The sequence below is a fragment of the Streptosporangiales bacterium genome (genome assembly GCA_009379825.1).
GTDB lineage: Bacteria > Actinomycetota > Actinomycetes > Streptosporangiales > WHST01 > WHST01.
This window is the reverse complement of record WHTA01000003.1, coordinates 134,656-153,200: the sequence shown is the minus strand read 5'-3', so window position 1 is coordinate 153,200 and position 18,545 is coordinate 134,656. Positions and strand designations below refer to the sequence as shown.

The 18,545-nt window shown below is 71.8% G+C and carries 15 protein-coding genes and 4 pseudogenes; 6 read left to right on the top strand and 13 right to left on the bottom strand.

Annotated features, from left to right (window positions below; all coding sequences use genetic code 11):
* Window positions 1–16 precede the first annotated feature (16 nt).
* Entirely contained in the window at window positions 17–835 is an 819-nt protein-coding gene (locus GEV07_02930) for a siderophore-interacting protein (protein ID MQA01714.1), read from the bottom strand.
* Window positions 836–1,016: 181 nt separating this feature from the next.
* On the opposite strand from GEV07_02930, the gene GEV07_02925 reads away from it, so the two are divergent.
* The gene (locus GEV07_02925; protein MQA01713.1) at window positions 1,017–1,940 is read left to right on the top strand and encodes an ABC transporter substrate-binding protein; all 924 of its coding nucleotides are present in this window, start codon (window positions 1,017–1,019) and stop codon (window positions 1,938–1,940) included.
* Window positions 1,941–1,948: 8 nt separating this feature from the next.
* Here the strand turns inward: GEV07_02925 and GEV07_02920 are convergent, their stop codons facing one another.
* From GEV07_02920 to GEV07_02910, 3 genes and pseudogenes are all read right to left on the bottom strand, one after another.
* Window positions 1,949–3,706, bottom strand: a complete 1,758-nt coding sequence (locus tag GEV07_02920) for an ATP-binding cassette domain-containing protein (protein MQA01712.1) — start codon at window positions 3,704–3,706, stop codon at window positions 1,949–1,951.
* A gap of 106 nt (window positions 3,707–3,812) precedes the next feature.
* Window positions 3,813–5,552: an ATP-binding cassette domain-containing protein gene (locus tag GEV07_02915; GenBank protein ID MQA01711.1), complete on the bottom strand. Its 1,740-nt coding sequence runs from the start codon at window positions 5,550–5,552 to the stop codon at window positions 3,813–3,815.
* 363 nt (window positions 5,553–5,915) lie between these two features.
* Window positions 5,916–6,242 (bottom strand): annotated as a pseudogene (locus GEV07_02910) (DNA-binding response regulator).
* 20 nt (window positions 6,243–6,262) lie between these two features.
* On the opposite strand from GEV07_02910, the pseudogene GEV07_02905 reads away from it, so the two are divergent.
* Window positions 6,263–6,373, top strand: a pseudogene (locus tag GEV07_02905) (response regulator).
* A 125-nt stretch (window positions 6,374–6,498) separates the two neighbouring features.
* Here the strand turns inward: GEV07_02905 and GEV07_02900 are convergent.
* Window positions 6,499–6,786 (bottom strand): annotated as a pseudogene (locus GEV07_02900) (histidine kinase).
* A gap of 681 nt (window positions 6,787–7,467) precedes the next feature.
* On the opposite strand from GEV07_02900, the gene GEV07_02895 reads away from it, so the two are divergent.
* On the top strand, window positions 7,468–8,289 hold the full coding sequence (locus GEV07_02895; protein MQA01710.1) for a hypothetical protein: 822 nt from the start codon (window positions 7,468–7,470) through the stop codon (window positions 8,287–8,289).
* On the opposite strand, the gene GEV07_02890 is transcribed toward GEV07_02895, so the two are convergent.
* From GEV07_02890 to GEV07_02875, 4 genes are read right to left on the bottom strand one after another with little or no spacing between them, the layout of a single operon-like run.
* A complete protein-coding gene (locus tag GEV07_02890) occupies window positions 8,264–8,443 on the bottom strand; it encodes a hypothetical protein (GenBank protein ID MQA01709.1) in 180 nt (59 codons plus the stop codon). The two genes, GEV07_02895 and GEV07_02890, sit on opposite strands and share 26 nt — an antisense overlap.
* A gap of 45 nt (window positions 8,444–8,488) precedes the next feature.
* Window positions 8,489–8,761, bottom strand: a complete 273-nt coding sequence (locus GEV07_02885; GenBank protein MQA01708.1) for a hypothetical protein — start codon at window positions 8,759–8,761, stop codon at window positions 8,489–8,491.
* An 18-nt stretch (window positions 8,762–8,779) separates the two neighbouring features.
* Complete coding sequence (locus tag GEV07_02880; GenBank protein MQA01707.1) at window positions 8,780–9,604, bottom strand: SDR family NAD(P)-dependent oxidoreductase; 825 nt, start codon at window positions 9,602–9,604, stop codon at window positions 8,780–8,782.
* A gap of 1 nt (window position 9,605) precedes the next feature.
* Window positions 9,606–10,325 (bottom strand): MerR family transcriptional regulator, encoded by a 720-nt coding sequence (locus GEV07_02875; GenBank protein MQA01706.1) that lies wholly within the window; start codon window positions 10,323–10,325, stop codon window positions 9,606–9,608.
* A 136-nt stretch (window positions 10,326–10,461) separates the two neighbouring features.
* On the opposite strand from GEV07_02875, the gene GEV07_02870 reads away from it, so the two are divergent.
* The 3 genes from GEV07_02870 to GEV07_02860 all read left to right on the top strand — a co-directional run bounded on the left by GEV07_02870 (window position 10,462) and on the right by GEV07_02860 (window position 14,057).
* Window positions 10,462–11,535 (top strand): radical SAM protein, encoded by a 1,074-nt coding sequence (locus tag GEV07_02870; protein MQA01705.1) that lies wholly within the window; start codon window positions 10,462–10,464, stop codon window positions 11,533–11,535.
* A gap of 158 nt (window positions 11,536–11,693) precedes the next feature.
* Window positions 11,694–12,845 (top strand): M24 family metallopeptidase, encoded by a 1,152-nt coding sequence (locus GEV07_02865; protein ID MQA01704.1) that lies wholly within the window; start codon window positions 11,694–11,696, stop codon window positions 12,843–12,845.
* 33 nt (window positions 12,846–12,878) lie between these two features.
* The gene (locus tag GEV07_02860) at window positions 12,879–14,057 is read left to right on the top strand and encodes a mandelate racemase (protein ID MQA01703.1); all 1,179 of its coding nucleotides are present in this window, start codon (window positions 12,879–12,881) and stop codon (window positions 14,055–14,057) included.
* A 3-nt stretch (window positions 14,058–14,060) separates the two neighbouring features.
* On the opposite strand, the gene GEV07_02855 is transcribed toward GEV07_02860, so the two are convergent.
* The 4 genes and pseudogenes from GEV07_02855 to GEV07_02840 form a co-directional block, all read right to left on the bottom strand.
* On the bottom strand, window positions 14,061–15,878 hold the full coding sequence (locus tag GEV07_02855) for an acyltransferase family protein (protein ID MQA01702.1): 1,818 nt from the start codon (window positions 15,876–15,878) through the stop codon (window positions 14,061–14,063).
* A gap of 72 nt (window positions 15,879–15,950) precedes the next feature.
* Entirely contained in the window at window positions 15,951–16,388 is a 438-nt protein-coding gene (locus GEV07_02850; GenBank protein ID MQA01701.1) for a VOC family protein, read from the bottom strand.
* Window positions 16,389–16,439: 51 nt separating this feature from the next.
* A pseudogene (locus tag GEV07_02845) lies at window positions 16,440–16,793 on the bottom strand (hypothetical protein).
* Between the two features lie 67 nt (window positions 16,794–16,860).
* A complete protein-coding gene (locus GEV07_02840) occupies window positions 16,861–18,474 on the bottom strand; it encodes a family 10 glycosylhydrolase (GenBank protein MQA01700.1) in 1,614 nt (537 codons plus the stop codon).
* Window positions 18,475–18,545: the final 71 nt, after the last annotated feature.

Below are 18,545 nucleotides of genomic sequence, written 5' to 3'. Positions count from 1 at the left end.
GAAGGACGGTTGGCGGTCAGGTGTAGTAGCTGACACCCCGGCGCCAATACCCGGTGAAGGTGATCGACGACTTGTGCACGCCGTGTTCGCGCACCAGGTTGCGCCGCAGGGTGCGCACCATGGCCGACTCGCCGGCCAGCCAGGCGTACGGCGCCCCGCTCGGCAGCTGCTGGTCCCGTACGGCGTCGACGGCGAGGGCGCCCGGTGCCGTGTCGTGCGGCCTGGGCAGCCAGGTCACCTGCGTGTTGGCAGGGACAGTCAGCGGCTGCGCGTCCGCCTCGGTGGGCAGCTCGACGAAGGCGAGCGTGCGGACGTCTGCGGGGGACTCCGCGAGGATGCCGGCGACGGCGGGCAGGGCCGTCTCGTCGCCGATGACCAGCCGCCAGTCGGCGGTCGCCGGTGGGTCGAAGGTGACGCCCTGGTCCAGGATGCCGACCCGGTCGCCGGCCACCGCCCGGCCCGCCCAGCGCGACGCCGGGCCCTCGTCGCCGTGCAGCACGAAGTCGACGTCGATCTCCGGCAGCTCGGGCCGTGCCGCGCGCACCGTGTAGTTGCGCACGAGCGGGCGGACGTCGTCCGGCATGGCGAGCGTCTCCGGCCACCAGTCGACCGTGCTCGGCAGGAGCGGCTCGGCCTGGTCGTCGCGGGGGAGGAACAACCGGAACCACTGGTCGGCGCCGCGGCGGGCGAAGTCCGCAAGCGCCGGCCCGCCGAGCGTGATCCTGCGCACGTTCGGGGTCACCTGCTCGGCGCTACGTACTTCGGCGAGCAGTGCGGTGGTTGCGGGACGGGCCAGCTTGCGCGGGCGCTGCGCTGTCTGCGCGGGGCTGGGCACTCGGTGTCCTCTCGGGCGCTCGGGGCTTGGTCGGGGGCTTCGACCTGTTGTTAGGTTAGGCTAACCTATCGATCGGTAAGTCCGCCAACCCCCTCCAGAACGAGAGAGTTTCCGTGCGCAGTGCCCTACGTTCCGCGGCCGCGATCCTGGCCGCGTCCGCGCTTGCTGTGCTGGCCGTCGGTTGTGGTGGCGACACCGCGGACGACGCCTCGTCCGGCGGTGCGTTCCCGGTGTCGATCCCGAACGTCTACGGCAAGGCTGTGGTCGAGAAGCAGCCGACGCGCGTCGTCTCCATCGGCTACCGAAACCAGGACATGCTGCTTGCGCTCGGCGTCAAGCCGGTCGCCGTGCAGCAGTGGATGCCGGACTACGCCGACGCCATCGGGCCGTGGGCGGAGTCGCACGTGAAGGGCGCGAAGCCGAAGGTGACCCGGGCACCGAGGCAGAGCTGAACATCGGCAGGATCGCCAAGTTCAAGCCCGACCTCATCGTCGGCACCGACCGCGGGGTGGACCGCAACGAGTACGACCTGCTGTCCGAGATCGCGCCCACCATCCTGCGGGCGAAGGACTACAACGACTTCCAGATGTCGTGGGACGAGGAGACGCTCGCGATCGGCAAGGCGCTCGGCAAGGAGCGTGCGGCGAAGAAGCTGATCACGAGGACCGAGCAGGAGTTCGCCGACCAGCGCAAGGCGCACCCCGAGTTCGAGGGCAAGACGATCGCCGTGGCGTACCCGTTGAAGAACGGCGGGCTCGGCGTGTACTCCAGCAATGACCAGCGCAGCCAGTTCTTCGCCAGCCTCGGCTTCACCGTGCCGAAGAAGATCGACAAGGTCACCGGTGACCGGTTCTACGCCGAGCTGAGCCCGGAACGGATCGACCTGATCGAGGACGTCGACGTGCTCGCCGTCATCGACTTCAAGTTCGGCAAGGACTTCTACGACGACAAGGAGCTCTACAACGACCTGGACGTGGTGAAGAAGGGCCACGCGATCTACCCGCTGCCGGAGACCAACGCGGTCTCGTTCAACACCCCGCTGAGCATCCCGTACTCCATGGAGAAGGTGAGCCCGGCCGTCGCCGACGCGCTCGACGAGTCCTGAGCGGCGGCTCAGGTGTAGTCGGCGTAGGGGAACGGCGGGAACTCCACCTCCTCACCCGGCGGCGGGCCTGGGCCGAGGCGGCCGGCGCGTAGCTGCATCGGCCGGGCGAGCCGTTCCACCGTCTCCTGGCGGTGGGCGATGACGACGACCGTGCGGTCCGGGGCGAGCCGGCGTACGGCGCTCTCCACGTGCTCGGCCGTCAGCAGGTCGAGGTTGGCGGTGGCCTCGTCGAAGATGAGCACCGCGGCGTCCACGAGTGCCGCACGCACCAACCCGATGAGCTGCCGCTCGCCGGCCGACAGCCGCTCGCCTCGCGGCCCGATGTCGGTGTCCAGGCCGTCGGGGAGCTCGGATACCCAGATGTTCAGGTCGAGCGCGGTGATGCCGGCCTCCACCTCGGCGCGGGTGGGGCGCGTGGGGATCAGCGAGATGTTCTCCAGCAGCGTGCCGCTGACCAGGTGGACTTCCTGCGGCACCAGCACGATGCGCTGGCGCAGCTCGTCCGGGTCGATGTACCGCAGGTCGGTACCTGCGTACGTGACGGTGCCCTCGCTCGGCGCGTACAGGCCGGTGAACAGCTTCGCCAGCGTGGTCTTGCCTGAGCCGGTCTCGCCGTAGACGCCGACCCGGTCGCCGACCGGCAGCGTGACGGTGACGTCCTCGATGACCTCGTGCCCCGGCACGTACGCGAAGGAGAGGTCCTTGGTGGCGAGGCTGCCGCGCCGCGGTGTGCTCACGTAGCCGGTGGCGACCGGCTTCGGCCTGGTGCGGTGCAGCAGGTTCAGCAGCCGGGCGAGCACCACCCGCGCGCCGAGTGCCTGGCTGCCCAGGTTCGACAGCTGGGTCAGCGAGCTGAACATCTGGCGGGCCGCGACCACGAAGATCACGACCGTGCCGATGGTGGTGGCGTCCCTGGCGACAAGCAGTGTGCCAGCGACCAGCAGCGCTCCCAGCGTGACGGCCTGCACGACCTGGGTGCCGGACAGCAGGTTGAGGCCGGTCTGGGTGCGCAGCGTCGCGTCCTGTTGGGCCCGGGTGGCGGTGGTGAGGCGGCCGAGCCACTTCTCGCCGCCGCCGTGCATCTGCAGCTGCTCCCTGATGTCGAGCAGCTCGCGGAAGTGGGAGGCGACGTCGGAGGCGGCGCTGGCCTCGTCGGCGGACGCGGGCCGGTTCGTCTTGCCGGCGACGTAGGCGAAGACCAGGTGCAGCGGCACGTACGTCAGCAGCAGCACGATCGCCAGCGGCCACGAGTACACCAGCAGCACGACCGACGTGATGGCCAGGTAGCCGACCGTGGTGACCATCGTGCTGAGGTGGTTGCGGTTGAACGCGCCGAGGTCGGCGAGCTCGGCGGTGGCCCGGCGCAGCAGGTCGCCCGAGCGGTGTGCCTCGATGAAGCGCAGCGGCGCGCTCGCCAGCCGCTGCACCACCCGGTCGCGCAGCCGTTGCAGCACCAGCTCGCCCACGTGCGGGAGCATTGCCTCCGCCCCCACCTGCAGGGCGAGCCGGGCGAGCGCGAGCCCGATGATCGTGAGCGTCGCGACCAGCAGGCCACGCTCACTGCCGGCGAGCAGCTCGTCGACGGCGAAGCCGATGGCGGGCGGGATGAACGCCAGGCTGGCCGCGGACGCGCACGCGACCACGCAGGCGAGTGCGATCAACCCACCGTTCTCGCGCAGGTACGGCAGCGACCGGCGGAACATCCGCTCCTGGTTCGGGCTCTCGGTCAGCAACAGGCCGCGAGGTACGGAGAACGGACTGGTCATGAGGAGCCCTCCCGCGTGAGCATCGCAGCGAGGGTGGTCACCGCAACTGGCCTGGGGGCCGCGAGTGAGCGAGGAGCGGAGCGCGGGAGGGTGACGGGCAGCGCTGTCATGACCGCCCCATGTCCACGACGACGTTGGCCGTGTCGAGTACGCCGGGGCGGTGCGAGACGAGCACCACCGACGCCGGGCGCTGGGTGTCGTGCCGGCTGATCCAGTGCCGCAGCCGGGCGAGCAGCAACGCCTCAGTCTCCACGTCCATGGCCGAGGTGGCGTCGTCGAGCAACAGCACGGACGGGTCGCGCAGCAGCGCCCTTGCGACGGCGACCCGCTGCCGCTGGCCACCGGAGAGCATGCCGCCGCGCTCGCCGACCGGGGTGTCCAGGCCGGTCGGCAGTGTGCCGACGAAGCTGTCGAGCGCCGCGATGTAGCAGGCGTAGTGCAGCTGTTGGTCCGACAGGTCGTCGCGGCCGAGCCTGAGGTTGTCCGCGAGCGTGCCGGAGACGAGCAGCGGCCGTTGCGGCACCAGTGTGATCCGCTCGCGTACGTCCTCGAGCGCCGCGTCCTTCAGGTCGATGCCGGCGAACGTGACGTTGCCGGCGGTCGGGTCCTTCAGCCGGGCGAGCAGCCGCATCAGCTCGGTCTTGCCGCAGCCGATCGGGCCGGTGACGGCGACGACCTGGCCGACGTCGACGGTGAAGTCGATGGGCCCGACGACGTGGTCGTCGCGGCGGGTGACGACGCCGTGGGCGGTGAGCTTGCCGGTCGCGGGCAACGACCGGCCGGCGAGGTCCAGGCGCAGCTGGCTGCGCAGCCGCAGCAGCTCGGCGATCCGCCCGGCGGCGTACCTGGCCTGGCTGAGCTGCGTGGTACGGGTGGTCAGCGTCCCCGTCCAGACGACCAGCATGGTCATCCACGCGGTGAACGCGACGAGCTCGCCGATCGTCGCCCGGTCGGCGAGGACGGCGAGGCCGCCGACCCCGACCCCGATGCCGGTGCCGAGGGTGGGCAGGAAGTCCGGCAGGCTCGTCCAGACGGCGCTGAGCCGGCTCGCGCGCAACACGTGCTTGGTGAGGTCCGCGCTGCGCGTGGCGTGCCGCTCGACCAGCACTGCTTCGCCGCCGATGCCGCGGATCGCGGACGTCGCCGTGAGCAGGTCCTCCACCGACTCGGTGCAGTCGGCCTGTGCGTCCGCGACTGCATTGTTCACGGCCGAGATGCGGCGGCGGTGCGCGATCCCGAGCAGCGCGACCAGCGGCACGGTGGCGATGCCGATGACGGTGAGCAGCGGGTCGAGCAGGCCGATGCCGACCAGGATGGCCACGAAGCCCAGCATGCCGGTGATGTACGACGGCAGGCCCTGGATCCACACCTTGATCAGGTCGAGGTCGCGGATGCCGCGGCTCGCGATGTCGCCGTGGCCGAAGCGGTCGAGCGTGCCGGTGTCCAGGGTGAGCAGGTGCCTGCTGATGCGCATCCGCAGCCGGTCGGCGCTCTCGTCCGAGGCGATGCGCGCCCACCACCGCATGCCGCACTCGCCGACGGCGAGCGCGAGACCGAACCCGGCGATGCCGGCCGCCCAGCCGACCGTCGTGCCCAGCTCGCCGGTGGCGACGCCGCGGTCGATGCCCCGGCCGAGACACCACGGGATCGCCACGCTGCCGAGCTGGAAGAGCAGGCCGAACGCGGTCGCGACGACGATGCCCGTGCGCGAGACGTGCAGGCATTGCTCGAGAACCGAGCGCTCGCTCTCGCGGCGTGGCGTAATCGTGGCCGATGCGCGTGTGAGGGCGATGGCCGACGACACGATGGAGCCGGTAACTCCCGCTTCATCTGGTCTTGTACTCACGCGCCGGTTTTTCCCTTCATGGGCGCGTTACCGATCAAGTCGCCCCTGCGAACACGCAGCTTACGCCCCTCGACTCTGTGTCACCATCGCCACCTCCCACTCGACGGTCCGTAGCTCTTGCCGGCTTTCCCTACTGGTTTAGGAGGGTTACAAGATCAACGAGAGCTGTTGCGCTGGTGGCAGGGGACATGGCGTCATCGTAGGAGCGGGCGCGGCGGGCACCGCCGTGGCTGCCCAGTTGCTGTGCGGCCGCGACTCGCATACGGCACAACGGACTTCGGGCATCCGCTCAACGCCCGCTCCGGGCGAAAGGGCGCATTCGCCGACGAGCCGGAACATTTCCCCCAGGGGTTGCGTGCGTGTCTACAGCCAGCCGTTGTCGTGGGCGGTGCGGAAGGCTTCCGCGCGGTTGCGGACGCCCAGCTTGCTGACCGCGGCGGCGAGGTAGTTGCGTACGGTGCCGGCGGACAGGTTCGTCCGGCGGGCGATCGCCGCCACCGGGGTGTCGTACTCCGCGAGCCTGAGCACCTCGAGCTCGCGTGGCGTCAACGGGCAGTGCGGGGCGGTGAGGGCGTCCGCGGCGAGTGCCGGGTCGACGTAACGCTCGCCGTCGTGCACCCGGCGGATCACGTCCGCGAGCGCGCCGCCTGGCGAGCCCTTGGGCAGGAACCCCTTCGCCCCGGCGGCGATTCGCCGTCGTGGACCTGCAGATGCCCGAGCTGGACGGGCTCGAGGTGACGACGGAGCTGCAGCGCGCGCTGCCTGCGTGCCACGTGGTGATTCTGACCGGCCAGGGCCGGCCGCCGCACCTGCAGAAGGCCTCGCGCAGCAGCAGTGCGAGCTGGGTGGCGAGCTCGGTGGGCAGCTCGCCGGTCGACTGCTCGACGGTGCAGCGTACGCCGGACGAGGTCAGGATCCCGCGCGCGGCGGCGAGCTGGTCGGCCAGGTCGACGGTGCGGTACCCGTGCACGGCCTCGCGTACCTCGGTCAACGCGGCCGCCGCCAGCTGTTGCGCCTCGGTGGCCTCCCGGCTCGCGCGGTCGGCGTTCGTCGGGGCCAGCCGCGCCGCCAGCTCGGCCTTCAGCGCGATGGTCGCGAGCCGGTGCCCGAGCAGGTCGTGGACGTCCCTGGCGAACCTGAGCCGTTCCTCGGTGACGGCCAGCCGCGCCTGCGCGGCGCGGCCGGCGCGGGCCTGCACCAGCAGCCCCCACAGCCAGACGGGCAGGCTGCTCATCGCGGCGACGCTCACCGCGAGGCTGCCGGTGACCACCAGGTACGTCCACACCGGCCCGCCGGTAACGAGCGCGATGCCGACGGCCACCACGAGCAGGGCGGCGGACGCCACCGCCGCGGCCGAGCGGCGCAGCAGCACCGGGGTGAAGCCGGCGGCCGCGCCGCCCGCCCAGGCCCAGGTCACCCACTCGGCGTTCGCCACCGGTGCGAGCAGCGGCACCGACAGCACACTCGCGGCACCGAGCGCGGTGAGCAGCAGCCGGCGCGTGCGGTCCGGCAGCCACGGGGTCGCGGCCGCGTACAGGGCGCAGGCGAGCGTGCCGGCGAATAGGCACAGCCCGAGCGTCCCGAGCACGAGCCAGAGCACCCGCTGTTCCGTGGTGAGCGCGAGGGCGGGCATCAGCATGCTCGCCGACCAGGCCACGCCGAGCGATGCCAAGGTGGCGTACCTGGCCCGGCGCAGCCGCGGGTCCGCGTCGTCCTGCTCGGCAGCCGTGGTCACGCGCCGATGCTATGCCGGGTGGTCGCCCGGGTGAGCCGGGCGCAGTGCACGGGTCGACCATGCGATCTGCCCGGCCGACCGGTGACGTTCTGCAGCTGCGTGTTGCGCGGCTACGCGCCGAGCATCGTGGCCATGCAGACACAGACATACGTCGAACAGAGCGAGCCGGTCCGCCGGCCGATACGAACATTCCTGTGGCACTACGTCGAGATGGTCATCGCGATGGCCGTCGGCATGCTGCTCCTCGGGCCGGTGTGGGACACCGCCGGCTTCCTCCTCGGCGGCGAGCGGCTGCTCGCCCGGCCGGACGCGGCGGCCCTGGTGATGGCCGCGGACATGACGATCGGCATGGCGGTCTGGATGCGCTACCGGCGGCACGGCTGGCGCGGCATCGCCGAGATGGGGGCGGCCATGTTCCTGCCGTTCGTCGTGCTCCTCGTGCCGTGCTGGGCCGGTGTGGTCTCCGGCGAGGCGCTGCTGATGGGCGGGCACATGCTGATGCTGCCGGCGATGGCCGTCGCGATGCTGCTGCGCCGTGGCGAGTACACCCGGCGGCAGCAGCACGCGCCGGCACCGGACCACAGTGACGCAATGGGCCGGGGGAGGCGGATCCGCGCCTTCCTGGTCCGTCGGTGGCCGACCTGGCTCGCGCTCGTGCTGACCGTGGACAACTGGGTCCAGCCGGGTGTCCCCTCGCCGTGGCTCATGCTGCTGCTGCCCGCGGCGTACCTGGTCATCGGCGGCGTCCGCAAGCAGTTCGGGGACCGGAGGATGCTCGCGCTGCAGCTCGGCGGCCTGCTGGTCTACGTGCTGCTCGTCGCGGTCGCCGTCACTGCCGATGACTGGCTGGTGCGATACCTGGTCGCCGCCGGCTGGCTGTTCCACGCTGGATGGGACATCGCGCACCACCGGGCACGTGCGGTGGTGCCCCGGGCGTACGCGGAGTGGTGCGCGGTGGTGGATGCGGTCATCGGCATCACCGTCCTCCTGCTGTGGCCGTGACCCGATGTCTGGCCCACGTCGTGCGGTAGCGCACAAGGGTGGCGAGGAATGCGAGGGCGAGCAGCGCAGCGCCGCCGTCGGTCACCAGCGAAGGCACCGCGCCGACCGGTCCGTAGCGGTCGGTGACGGCCGACCACATCTCCGCGGGGATCATCAGGTAGCCGAGGCCCTGGGTGGCGTTGACCGCGAGAATCCACCATCACAGCAGGCGGGACCGGCTCCACCAGGCGAGCACGCCGACCGCGTTCGCCACCACGTAGCCGGTGCCGACGATGCGGAACCCGGTGGTGAAGCCGGGCGCCTCGCCGGCGGGGTCGCGGGCTCCTGCGGTGCGCATCATGCGCTCGATCAGCGGGGTGTCGACGACGGTGAACCCGTGCAGCGCAGAGCCGACGGCGAAGACGAGCGCGCCAATGGCAGCGACGACCTGCAGCGGTCGGGTCAGCCGGCTGGGGCTCAGCTGGCGAGACATATCGATAGTCTACATATGTCAGACGTCGGCAGGTGCCTTGGGCAGGTGGAAGCTGCGGCGCAGGAGGTGGTCGAAGACGCGTTGCGGCAGCAGCGTCCTGAGGTGTGGGAGCCAGCGGCCGTCGCGGCCGGCGACGTAGCGCAGCTTCGGCGAGCGGGTGCGGACGATCCGGAGGATCAGCTCGGCCACCTGCTGCGGGTCGCCGCCGCGTTGTAGGCTCTCGTGCAGGGTGTCGCGGGCGGTCTCGCGCGGACCGTCGTAGTCGGCGATCCGTCCCGGGGTGGTGGTGGCCACGTCGAGGACGTTGGTGGTGAACGCGCCGGGTTCGACGAGGCTGACGACGACGCCGAGGTGCAGGACCTCGTGGTGGAGCGCTTCGGTGTAGCGGGCGAGCGCGGCCTTGGAGGCGGCGTAGAACGCCTCGCCCGGCTCACCCACCCAGGCGGCGAGGGAGCCGACGTTGACGATCCGGCCGCGGCGGCGGGCGCGCATGGCGGGCAGCACAGCGTTGGTGACGCGGGCGATGCCGAAGAGGTTGGTGTCGAACACCTCGGCCGCGTCCGCGAGTGGGGTCTCCTCGGCGAAGCCCTCGTGCAGCACGCCGGCGTTGTTGACGAGCACGTCGAGATGGTCGGCGCGGGCGCGGATCTCGTCGATGCAGCCGGCGACGGACTCGTCCGAGCGGACGTCCAGCCGCAGCATCTCCACGCCTGGTTCGTCGGCACGGTCGCCGCGGCTGGTGCCGAAGACCCGGTAGCCGTGGTCGGCCAGCAGCCGCGCCGTCCGCTGGCCGATGCCCGAGGAGGCGCCGGTGACCAACGCGGTGGGCGCATCGGCAGTCATGTCAGCCGGCTGCCGCGTCGAACAGCTCGGCGAGGATGGCCTGTCCGTCGGCGGGCGACCTGACCTGTACGTGCAGGTGTGGTCCGTCGAGGTGGAGGCGGAAGTCGAGGAACGGGCAGCAGGCCTGTTCGGCGGCGGCGAGCTCGGCGACGGCGGCCAGCCGCTGGATGGGCACGGTGAGCTGCAACCCGTCCGGAATCGGCGTGCGCGTCGCGCCCGTCAGTGCGCTGTGCCACTGCTCGGTGCGAGCGCGGATGTCGTCGGCAGGCAGGGCACAGGCGACCGGGGCGTCCCGCCATCGACCCCGGTCCGCGGTGTCGAACGGGAACTCGCAGTCGGGGTCGCAGCGGCCGGAGCGGTCGGGCAGCGCGTCGAGGTGGGCGAGCGCGGCCCGCAGTGCGGCGATGAACCCGGCGACCTCCTCCCGGCGGCGCTCGGCGTCGGCGAGCCTGGCCCGCAGCCGAGGCTGGAGCTCGGTCTTGACCTCGACGCACGCCCCGGTATCCCGTACGCGCAGCAGCTCGCCGATCTCGTCCAGCGGCAGCCCCAGCCGTTTCGCCGTCGCGATGAACTCCAGCCGCTCGACCGCGGGCTCGCGGTAGATGCGGTAGCCGGCAGGGGACCGTTCCGCCCGCAGCAGCCCGGTCGACTCGTAGTACCGCAGCGTGGTCGCCGGGACACCGGTGCGCTCGGCGAGCTGCGAGATCCGATAGGTGCCCATGCCTCGACGGTAGACCTTCGACCCAACTCGAAGGTCAACCTCGTTAGGGGGCATCGTCCAACGCGATCGCGCTGGCACGCCTGTCGGCGGGCCGAACGCAATAGACATGGAATCGAACCTGTGTTCGAATGGAGGGATGCGTTGGGAATCACTGCGTACGACGGCCGACGGCGGTGCGGAGCTGCCGCTCGAGCTGCCGGAGCCGTCGCGGGAACGGGGCACCGGGCGGGCCGGGTTGGCTGTCGCTGGGGCGGCGCCGGTTGCTGCCGGTACGGATGAGCAGCTCGCGGTGGAGATTCGGGCGAAGTCGATCATCAACAAGGTGCCCAGTCAGTCGCGGATGGCGTTCGAGTGGACAATCAACCCGTACCGCGGGTGCAGCCATGCGTGCGTCTACTGCTTCGCCAGGAGCACGCACACCTACCTGGATCTCGACGCCGGCCGGGACTTCGACACGAAGATCATGGTGAAGGTGAACGCCGGCGAGCTGACCCGCAAAGAGCTCAGCAGCCCGCGGTGGACGGGCGCCGCGATCGCCATGGGGACCAACACCGACCCGTACCAGCGGGCGGAGGGCCGCTACCGGCTGATGCGCGAGATCATCGCCGCCCTACGCGACCACGCCAACCCGTTCTCTATCCTCACCAAGGGCACGCTGATCCTGCGCGACCTCGACCTGATCGGTGAGGCGGCACAGCGGGCGCCGGTGTCGGTGGCGGTGTCCGTCGGCTCGACCGACGAGGCGCTGTGGCGGTCGGTGGAGCCTGGCACGCCGTCGCCCGCGCGGCGGCTCGACGTGGTGCGCAGGTTCGCCGACGCCGGCATCGGGTGTTCGGTGCTGATGGCGCCGATCCTGCCCGGCCTCAGCGACGCGCCGGACCAGCTGGACCGCACCGTCGCGGCCATCGCCGCCGCCGGGGCGAGGTCGGTGACCCCGCTGCTGCTGCACCTGCGGCCGGGCGCCAGGGAGTGGTACCGGGCGTGGCTGCAGCGTGAGCACCCGCACCTCGTGCCCAGGTACGACGAGCTGTACCGGTACGGGTCGTACCTGCCGAAGGCGTACCAGCGGATGGTCACCGACCGGGTGTACGCGCTGGCGCGGCAGCACGGCATCGGCAGCAGCGAGCGCAGCGAGTTCCGCCGACCGGAAGGGGAGCCGCCGGCCCAGCCGCAGGACGCGCAGCCCGTCCAGCTCTCGCTCTCCGACTGAGCGGAAATTCCCTCTTTTCCGCGCCGGGCCGCGCGGGTACGTTGTGCCGTGTTGGATTGTTGACAATTTCTGCGGTCGTTCACGGGCACTCGTCGCCGGTCATCGCTGCCGGTGAGACGGCTGTACCGTGCGCCGTCGTGTGGGTTGCAGGAGTGCCCGTGGCGCGGTTCCCGGTCGAGGAGTACGGTCGTCGGCTCGACCTGGTCAGGCAGACCATGGTCGAGCGTGGGCTCGCTGCCCAGGTGGTGGTGGGCGCGGAGAACATCCACTACCTCACCGCCTTGGACTGTCAGGGTTTCTTCGCGCTGAACGCGCTTGTCGTCCCGGCGGTCGGTACGCCGATGTTGGTGACCCGCGCGATGGAGCACCCCACCGTCGCCGCACAGGCGGTCGGCTGCGCGCACCTGCCGTACACCGACGTGGAGACGCCGGCCGACGGCCTGGTGCGTGCGGTGTTCGAGGTGACCGACGCGGGTGACCAGATCGGTGTCGAGCGCGACCTGAACGCGTTGCCGCCGCTGGTGTGGGACACGCTGCGCGCCCGGCTGGTCGACCGCGACCTGGTCGACGGGTCCGGGGTGGTGGAGGCCGCGCGGCTGGTGCCGTCGGCCGCCGAGGTCGCCTGCGCCCGGCAGGCCGCCGCGACCACGTCGGCGGCGATGCGGGCGGGGATCGAGACGGTGAAGGAGGGCGCGTCGGAACGCGACGTCGCCGCCGCCGTCTACCAGGCGATGATCACTGCCGGCAGCGACTACCCGGGGTTCGTGCCGCTGATCAGGACCCGCGACCGGCTGCTGCAGGAACATGTGACGTGGAGCGACCGCATACTGCACTCCGGCGACGCGTTGTTCCTCGAGCTGTCCGGGTGCGTGGGCAGGTACCACGCGCCGATGACGCGGATGGTGTACGTCGGCGAGCCGCCGGCCGGCACCGAGCGGGCGGGCGAGATCGCCGTCGCCGGCCTGCACGCCGTACGCGACGCGATGCGCCCCGGCGTGTCCGGCGAGGCGGTGTACGAGGCGTGGCAACAGGTCGTGGACGAGGGGCTCGGGCACGACAGGTACCGCAGGCACCACTGCGGCTACCTGGTCGGGCTCGGCTTCCCGCCGAGCTGGGTCGGTGGCAGCCGGGTCAAGGGCCTGCGGCCGGGCAGCGAGCTGGTGCTGGCCGAGGGCATGACGTTCCACGTGCTGTCGTGGCTGCTCGGCCAGGACCCCGCGGACTTCGTCGTCTCCGACACGGTGCTGGTCACCGCGTCCGGCGGCGAGATCCTCACCGAGGCGGACCGCGAGCCGATCGTGGTCGGCTGACGTCCAGCATCACCAACGAGCGAAGGAGACCAGGTGCGCATTACGGGGATCGACGCCACGCCGGTGGCGGTGCCGTTCTACGAGGACGAGCGCTGGGCGTTCGGAGCACGGAAGGGGATGACCGGCGTCATCGTGCAGGTGCGTACCGACGAGGGCGTGGTCGGTCTCGGCGAGGCGGCGGCGTACCCGTCCGCCGACATCGTGCAGGCTGTGCTGACGTCGATCGAGCCGCTGGTCGTCGGCGAGGACCCGTTCGCAATCGAGCGGATCATGAAGCGGGTGAACGTGGTCGGCACCTGGCACCACGTGAAGGCGACCAGCCCGGCGATCGGCGCGGTGGAGATGGCGTGCTGGGACATCGTCGGGAAGATCTGCGGCCAGCCGCTGGTGAACCTGTTCGGCGGCCGGGTGCGCGACCGGGTGGAGTACTTCTACTACCTCAGCCGCAAGCCGCCGGCGGAGCTGGCCACCGACACCGCGAAGGGCGCGCGGGCCGGCTACCGGACGTTCTACCTGAAGGTCGGCTCGGACGACCCGCGCGTGGACATCGAGCGGGTCGCGGCGATCCGCGACGGCGGCGGGCCGGACGTCAAGATCCGGGTGGACGCGAACGAGGCGTGGTCGGCGTCCGCGGCGATCAAGATCCTCACCGAGATGCACGAGCACGGCATCGAGCTGGCCGAGCAGCCGATCTCCGGACGCAACCTGCCGGAGATGGTGTACCTGCGGCAGCGGCTGCCGATGCCGCTGCTGGCCAACGAGGCGTCGTGGACCCGCTGGGACCAGCTCGAGGTGATCAGGTACGCCGCGGCCGACGTGCTCAGCGTGGACAACCAGATGGACGGCGGGCTGCTGAACCTGAAGCGCTCGGCCGGCCTGGCCGAGACCGCCGGCCTGCCGGTGCTCAAGCACAGCCTCGGCGAGCTCGGCATCGCCATGTACGCCGCCCTGCACGTGATGGCGGCCACGCCGAACTTCGTGCACGCCAGCCAGGGCTACGGGTCGCTGCTCACCGACGACATCGTCGCCGGCGCGAGCCCGCTGCCGTACGTGGACGGCTGCCTCGAGGTGCCGGACGCGCCCGGCATCGGTGTCGAGCTGGACACCGACAGGGTCGCGAAGTACGCGGAGACGTACGCCAAGGACGCCGACAGCTACGCGTTCCACGACCCCGCGTCGATGGCCGCGACCCCGGTGATGCCCAAGTTCTGACGGTCAGCGCCGCGGGCGCTCGGCCGCCTGCTCGATGAGCCTGGCGTACGCCTTGCTGCCGTTCGCCCGTGGGTGCACGCCGTCCGAGATCAGCCGGTCCGGGTGGTGGTGCGCGTACGTCGACCACTTCGCCAGCCGGACGTTGCCGTGCGTCCTGGCGGCAGCGCGCAGCGCCTCGTTGGCCGCCTGGCCCACCGAGTCGTCCAGCGGCGTGGTGACGAAGACGATCGTGCGTTCCTCGCCGACAACGTTCATGGTCCGCTCGATGGTCGCCGCGCTCACCCCGCCGTTGTCCGCGACGCCGACGACCACGACGTCCCTGAGGGTGCCATCCGACTCGTACCCGGCGAGGAGGTCGGGCACCACGGCCATCGACCGGTCCTCATCGGCGTCGATGTAGATGCCGGGCAGCTGCTCGTCGAGCGCGGGTGCCGCGCCGAGCATCACCGAGTTGCCGACGGCGGTGACATCCTGCCCGTCGATCTGCGTGTTGGTTGCCGGCGGCGTGGGTGCGTGTGACGTGGTCGCCGCCGGCGTGGTGGGCCGCGGGCGCTCGGTGGCGTCGCCGAGCGACTGGCGTCCCGCCTCCAGCCGCGCCTGCAGCTGGGTCTTCGCCGGCGCGAGCAGGCAGCCGGTGCCGGCCAGCCCGAGTACCGTGACGAGAGCGACCGGGGCCAGCCGGCACGCGGGCCCGCTGCCGCGCGAGACCAGGCCGCGGAACAGCGTGCGCAGGCTGGCGCCGATGCCGGCGCGCTGCGCGGGTCGTTCGACGAAGCGCCACGACGCGGCGGCGAGCCCCATGGCGAGCGCGACCTCGGCGAGCCGCACCGGCCAGCGGTCCGCCCACCCGGGTACGGTGGCGGCGGTGAGCGCGATGACCGGCCAGTGCCACAGGTACAGCCCGTACGAGCGCCGCCCCAACCAGCGCAGCGGCGGGACGCCGAGCGCCCTGCCGAGGACGCCGTCGGTGGCCGCGGCGGCGACGAGCACGGTCGCTGCCACCGACGCGGCGGCGATGCCGCCGCGGTAGGCTGACGTGCTCGCGTCGCCGAGCGACACGGTCAGGTAGCCGAGCAGCAGGAGCGCGGCGACACCGAGGACGGCGAGCACCTCGCACGCGGTGGTGCTGGCAAGCCGCAGCCGCCGGGAGCCGACGCCAAGCGCGAGCGCGGCGCCGAGCAGCAGACCGAACGCGTGCGTGTCGGTGCCGTAGTAGGCCCGCGAAGGGTCGGTGCCCGGCTGGAAGGTGACCCACATCCAGGCGATCGAGCCGGCGGCGGCGAGCAACGCGACGGCGGCAAGTGCCTGGCGGCTGCGGAGCACCCGCACGAGACCGACGAGTAGCAGCGGCCAGACCAGGTAGAACTGCTCCTCGACCGCGAGCGACCACAGGTGCAGCAGTGGCGGGGGCGGTCCGAACTGGGCGACGTACGACGTCTGCTCGGCGACCTGCCACCAGTTGCTCACGTACGCCAGCGCGGCGGCCACGTTGCCGCGCAGGCCGGCGCCGACGTCGCCGCCGATGACCGTGACGACGGCCGCGACGGCGGCGAGGAGCAGCCACAGCGCGGGCAGCAGCCGCCGCGCGCGGCGCACCCAGAACGCCTTCAGGTCGACCCGCCCGTGGTCGCGCCACTCGTTGAACAGGAGGTCGGTGATGAGGAACCCGCTGATGACGAAGAACGTGTCCACGCCGAGGAAACCGCCGCGCAGCAGCGGTATGTCGAGGTGGTAGCCGATGACGGCGAGCACGGAGAGCGCGCGCAGGCCGTCGATTCCTGGCATGTACTGGCTGTCGGGGCGCGGCGTCGGCGCGCTCACAGGACCCTCCGGGCAGGCCTGGTCACGGGTGGCAAGTACCAGCTACTGATCGTCCCAGAGCGCCCGGTCTCGTTACGTTCCGACGCGCGGTGTGGTCGACCGTGACTCTCGGACCGGCTGCCCGATGCCGAGCAGGTTGCCCTCGCTGTCGCGGAACCACGCGGCCCGCTCGCCGTCACCGCCGGCCGACGGGTAGTTGCCGGTCACCTCGGTGACCCCGTCGACGGTCTGCAGGCCGGGGACGTCGACCTCCTCGAAGACGACGCCGCGGCCGCGCAGCTCGGCGACGACCGCGTCCAGATCGGTCACCTGGAACGCCATCTGGGTGTGCGCGCCGGACGGCTCGCCGGCGCTCTCGAAGAGCGAGAAGCCGCCCGCGCGGCACTCGTACCGCAGGCCACCGGGCCGGCTCTCCGCCGGCCCGAGACCCAGCTTCTCCGTGTAGAACCTGCGCGCCCGGTCGAGGTCCTGCGCGGGCAGCCGGGACGCGACCGCGGCGTCGGCGAGCAGGCCGTGCTCGGCCGCGCCGGCGCGCCGGCGGCGGTGCCGCCAGTAGGCGGGGGTGAGCTCGACGATCTGCACGTAGTTGCCGTCCGGGTCGAGCACCGTGCCGAACCACGCGCCGGCGTCGTCGCGGTACTCGAGCGCGGCCACCCAGTGGACGTCGAGCGAGTCGAGGTGCTCGGCCGTCGCACGGGCGTCGGCGACGTGCACGTTGAGCAGGACCCGCGCCGGCTCCGCGGTGCGGGTGGTCACGTCGCCGCGCCCGTCGATCAGCAGGCCGACCGCGCCGAGGTGCAGGAACCCGTCGTGGTCCGCGGTCACGTCGAAGGCGAGCTCGTACCAGCTGCGCAGCCGGCGCGGCTCGGTGCTCGCCAGCAGGATGCTGCCGATCGCCGGCAGGCGGTCGTGCATGGTCGCTCCCGTGGTCGCTTGGTCTCGGGAGGCAGACCACCGCCGCGGCGCGGACTCATCGGTGCCGTTAGCCCGTCGTACGGCCGGGGCCTGGCTGGCTCTCGTTGCCGAGGCGGTCGACGCCGGTGACGTAGTACGTGTACGTCGTGCCGTCCTCCGCCGTGCGGTCGACGAACGTCTGCCGGTCGCCGCGGCGCACGGTGGCGACCAGGCTCCGTGCGTCGGCGAACGCGCACGGCGACGCGGACTCGCCGGCGACCCGGTAGACGGCGTACGAGGTGGGTGTGCGTCCGGGGCCGTCGCGCCACCGCACGGTGACCCCGTCGTCGGCTGCGGTCGCGCCGAGCACCCGGGGCGCCCCTGGCGCGCGGCCGCCCAGGTGGTCGATGGGGGGCAGCATGGCGGGCCTGGAGTAGTGGTCGTCGACCAGCCGGCTGAAGCCGCGGCCGCGGTCCTCGCGGACGCTTGCGGCGTTGAAGTAGACGTCGCCGCGCACGGCCGGATAGTTGCGGTTCAGGGCGAGGTTCGCGCTCAGCACGTCGCGGGAGCGCCACGCCTTCTCGGTGCCGAGCCGGTACGCGGCCTGGCCGATGTACAGGTGCACGTCGGTGTCGCGCACCAGGTCTGCCCACCAGGGCACGAGCTTCGCGTAGTCGGCGACGGCGAAACCGCGGTGCCAGTACAGCTGAGGGGCGACGTAGTCGATCCACCCGCGCTTGACCCAGGTACGCGAGTCGGCGTAGATCGCGTGGAACGACTCCAGGCCCTTCGTCGGCGAGCCGCGCGGGTCGCTGCTGTCGTTCTTCCAGATGCCGAACGGGCTGATGCCGAACTTCACCGCCGGCTTCTCCGCGTGGATCCGGCGGCCGACGTCGCGGACCATGGTGTTCACGTTGTGCCTGCGCCACGCGCCGATGTGGTCGAAGCCGTCGCCGTACCTCGCGAACGTCCGCTTGTCGGGCAGCTGCTTCCCCGGCAGCGGGTACGGGTAGAAGTAGTCGTCGAAGTGCACGCCGTCGATGTCGTAGCGGCGGACGGCCTCGAGCACCACGCGCTGCACGAACTCCCTGGCCGCCGGTACGCCGGGGTCGTAGTAGAGGTCCTTGCCGTACTTGAACACCCAGCTCGGGTGCTGCCGCGCCGGGTGCCCGCGCGTGAGGTCGACCGGCGGTGCCTCGAAGCTCGCGCGGTACGGGTTGAACCAGGCGTGCAGCTCGATGTTGCGCTCGTGCGCCTCCCGGACGGCGAACGCCAGCGGGTCGTAGCCGGGGTCCTTGCCCTGCTTGCCGCTCAGCCACTGCGACCACGGCTCGAGCTCGGACGGCCAGAACGTGTCCCCGCTCGGGCGCACCTGCAGGAAGACCGCGTTCAGCCGGTTCTCGCGGGCCAGGTCGAGCTGCGCGACCAGCTCCGCCTGCTGCTCGCGTACCGACAGCCCCGGCTTGCTCGGCCAGTCCAGGCTGCGTACCGAGGCGACCCACATGCCGCGCATCTGGTGCTTCGGCACGTCCGGCCGTGGCGCGCAGGTGCGGGCGCTGCTGACGGACGGGGCGGGGGTGGGGGTGTCGGTGGCCTCGTCGTCACCGCCGGTGCAGGCGGCCGTCGCGGCGAGCGCCAGCGACAGTGCGACGGCGCAGCGGCGGAGGAGTCGCCCGGGCCCCGACGACGTGTGGGCGCGCATCGGCTCTCCCTCCGCAGCTCGCCGAATGCCCGGACTGCACCACTATGTCAGGCCTGCCCGGTCGAGTGGGG

What these genes read in the sequence shown, in the direction of transcription:
- GEV07_02920 (MQA01712.1), bottom strand. Translation starts at nt 3,706, where the DNA reads ATGACCAGTCCGTTCTCCGTACCTCGCGGCCTGTTGCTGACCGAGAGC.
- GEV07_02885 (MQA01708.1), bottom strand. Translation starts at nt 8,761, where the DNA reads ATGTCTCGCCAGCTGAGCCCCAGCCGGCTGACCCGACCGCTGCAGGTC.
- GEV07_02840 (MQA01700.1), bottom strand. Translation starts at nt 18,474, where the DNA reads ATGCGCGCCCACACGTCGTCGGGGCCCGGGCGACTCCTCCGCCGCTGC.
- GEV07_02890 (MQA01709.1), bottom strand. Translation starts at nt 8,443, where the DNA reads ATGATCCCCGCGGAGATGTGGTCGGCCGTCACCGACCGCTACGGACCG.
- GEV07_02870 (MQA01705.1), top strand. Translation starts at nt 10,462, where the DNA reads ATGCGTTGGGAATCACTGCGTACGACGGCCGACGGCGGTGCGGAGCTG.
- GEV07_02875 (MQA01706.1), bottom strand. Translation starts at nt 10,325, where the DNA reads ATGGGCACCTATCGGATCTCGCAGCTCGCCGAGCGCACCGGTGTCCCG.
- GEV07_02880 (MQA01707.1), bottom strand. Translation starts at nt 9,604, where the DNA reads ATGACTGCCGATGCGCCCACCGCGTTGGTCACCGGCGCCTCCTCGGGC.